Raw genomic sequence first — 2,984 nt, forward strand, 5'->3', positions numbered from 1 at the left:
CATCAAAACCTCAAGACGGGAGTCACCATGTTCAGCAAACCAATCCTTAACAAGCGCAATGACGTCATCACCCGCAAGGAGGTCAATAATATTCTGGGCAGCAGCACTAGCCCACTCAAGTCTCCTGCCACGGAAACCAGTGCTGCGCCAAACTCGGCCGCTGCGGCGCCACCCGCTCAGCCGGAAAAAACCGAATCGTCGGCCGAAAACGTCATGGGGGCACGCCTCATCGTTGGACCCGATGTCAAACTCAAGGGCGCCGAGATTCTTGATTGCGACACGCTGGTCGTCGAAGGGCGCGTCGAGGCCACGATGGATAGCAGGGTTATCCGCATCGCCGAAAACGGCTCGTTCTCCGGCAAAGTCAGCATCGATATCGCCGAAATTCACGGCAGCTTCGAAGGCGAACTGACGGCCCGCTCGCAACTGATCATCCACGCCACTGGCAAGGTCACCGGCAAGATCCGCTATGGCAAGCTGGTCATCGACGAAGGCGGCGAACTGTGCGGCGACATCAACGCCCTGTCGGCCGAAAAGGCAACGCCGTTTCACCTCCGTGAAGAACCAGTCAAAGCGCTTAGCGCCATTGCCGGTTGATTCAATTATTTATTGATCATAGAATGCGGCCTATGCTAAACGTCATACCTTCGAGTTCCAGGCTCCTTCCCGGCTTCATGTCAGCGTCGATGCTGCCGGAGCAGCCTGGCGCCTCGCTCGGTTCCGGCGAGGCTGTTGAGTCGCCGGAGATCAAGGTCGCCCCGGCCGTCACCTACCATCAGCATCGCGCCTGCAGCGCCCTGGTGCGCCGCATGTACGCCTGGCGCGGCTACCGGATTTCGCCGCCACGGCAACTGATCGAAGATCCCAATCACGCCACGCTCGGCGCCTGGATGGATGGCGAACTGGTCGCGACGCTGACCGCCTCCCGTGACTCCACGGCCGGACTGCTCGCCGACAATCTCTACGCCGAAGAGCTGGCCGCCCTGCGCAAGCCTTCCCGTGTCATCAGTGAAGTCACCCGGCTGGCTGTCGATACGGACTGCCACGACCCGGAAATTCTGAAATCGCTTTTCCGCTCAAGCTACCAATATGCCCGGGCTATTTTCGGGGTGACCGACGTGGTCATCGAAGTCAATCCGCGTCACGCCTCGTACTATCGCCGGGAGTTCGGTTTCTCGCAGATCGGTGCAGCTCGCACCTGCCCCCGGGTTGATGCGCCGGCCGTACTGCTGCACCGTCCGCTCGGCGATCTTCGCTTCTAATTTCCGCTTTACCCCAAGGCAAATGGTCAGCCTCCGAGCTTCGGGAGGCTGGCCATTTGCTTTGAAGGGCCGTAGACTCGCGCATCATTTATCTTTACGACGACAGGTAGGTTGTTCAATGGCTCAATACGTAATGTCCATGCTGCGCGTCAGCAAGATCGTTCCGCCCAAGCGGCAGATCATCAAGGATATTTCCCTCTCCTTTTTCCCTGGCGCCAAGATCGGCCTGCTCGGTTTGAACGGTTCCGGCAAGTCGACCGTGCTCAAGATCATGGCCGGCGTGGACAAGGAATACGACGGCGAGGTCCAGCACCTGGCCGGCGTCTCCATCGGCTACCTGCCGCAGGAGCCGCAGCTTGATCCGGCCAAGACGGTCAAGGAAGAAATCGAGTCGGCCCTCGGCGAAGTCATGCAGGCCCAGGCCAAGCTCGACGAGGTCTATGCCGCCTATGCCGACCCGGAAGCCGATTTCGACAAGCTGGCCGAAGAACAGGCCCGTCTGGAAGCGATCATCGCCACCGCCGGCTCCGATACCGAAGCCCAGATGGAACTGGCTGCCGACGCGCTGCGCCTGCCGCCCTGGGAGGCCGTCATCGGCAACCTGTCCGGCGGTGAAAAGCGCCGCGTGGCGCTGTGCAAGCTACTGTTGGCCAAGCCCGACATGCTGCTGCTCGACGAGCCGACCAACCACCTCGACGCCGAATCGGTCGAATGGCTCGAACAGTTCCTTGTCCGCTTCCCGGGCACCGTCGTCGCCGTCACCCACGACCGCTACTTCCTCGACAACGCGGCCGAGTGGATTCTTGAACTCGACCGTGGCCACGGCATTCCGTACAAGGGCAATTACTCCAGCTGGCTGGAGCAGAAGGAAGCCCGCCTGGAAACCGAAAACAAGCAGATCGACGCCCACATGAAGGCGATGAAGCAGGAACTGGAATGGGTGCGTTCGAATCCGAAGGCGCGTCAGGCCAAGTCCAAGTCCCGCCTGTCGCGCTTCGAGGAACTGTCCAGCCAGGAATACCAGAAGCGCAACGAGACGCAGGAAATCTTCATTCCGGTCGGCGAGCGTCTGGGCGGCAAGGTCATCGAATTCAACGGTGTGACCAAATCCTTCGGCGATAAGCTACTCATGGACAACGTCAGCTTCACCATCCCGGCCGGCGCCATCGTCGGCATCATCGGCCCGAACGGCGCCGGCAAATCGACGCTGTTCAAGATGATCACCGGCCAGCAGCAGCCGGATGCCGGCGAAGTCGTCGTCGGCCCGACGGTCAAGCTGGCCTATGTCGACCAGTCGCGCGACTGCCTGGACGGCAGCAAGACGGTTTTCGAGGAACTGGCCCAGGGCAGCGACATCCTGCAGATCGGCAAGTTCGAGATGCCGTCGCGCGCCTACATCGGCCGCTTCAACTTCAAGGGCGGCGACCAGGGCAAGCAGGTCGGCAATCTGTCGGGCGGCGAACGCGGCCGCCTGCATCTGGCCAAGACGCTGATGACCGGCGGCAATGTGCTGCTGCTCGACGAACCGTCGAACGACCTCGACGTCGAAACGCTGCGCGCGCTGGAAGACGCCCTGCTCGAATTCCCCGGCTGCGCCATGGTCATCTCGCACGACCGCTGGTTCCTCGACCGTATCTGCACGCACATCCTGGCCGCCGAAGGCGATTCGCAGTGGAATTTCTTCACCGGCAACTTCCAGGAATACGAGGAAGACAAGAAACG

3 protein-coding genes are annotated in these 2,984 nt (G+C 61.1%); all 3 read left to right on the top strand.

Annotated elements, in window-relative coordinates:
* Nucleotides 1-597 (top strand): bactofilin family protein (locus ADADOO_RS10070; RefSeq protein WP_511277210.1); only part of this gene is annotated, 597 nt, incomplete at its 5' end.
* 77 nt (nt 598-674) lie between these two features.
* Entirely contained in the window at nt 675-1,262 is a 588-nt protein-coding gene (locus tag ADADOO_RS10075) for an N-acyl amino acid synthase FeeM domain-containing protein (protein ID WP_511277212.1), read from the top strand.
* Between the two features lie 118 nt (nt 1,263-1,380).
* The coding region (ettA, locus tag ADADOO_RS10080) for an energy-dependent translational throttle protein EttA (RefSeq protein ID WP_511277213.1) at nt 1,381-2,984 on the top strand (1,604 nt) is incomplete at its 3' end.

Source organism: Azonexus sp. (assembly GCF_036170495.1).
Classification (GTDB): Bacteria; Pseudomonadota; Gammaproteobacteria; order Burkholderiales; family Rhodocyclaceae; genus Azonexus.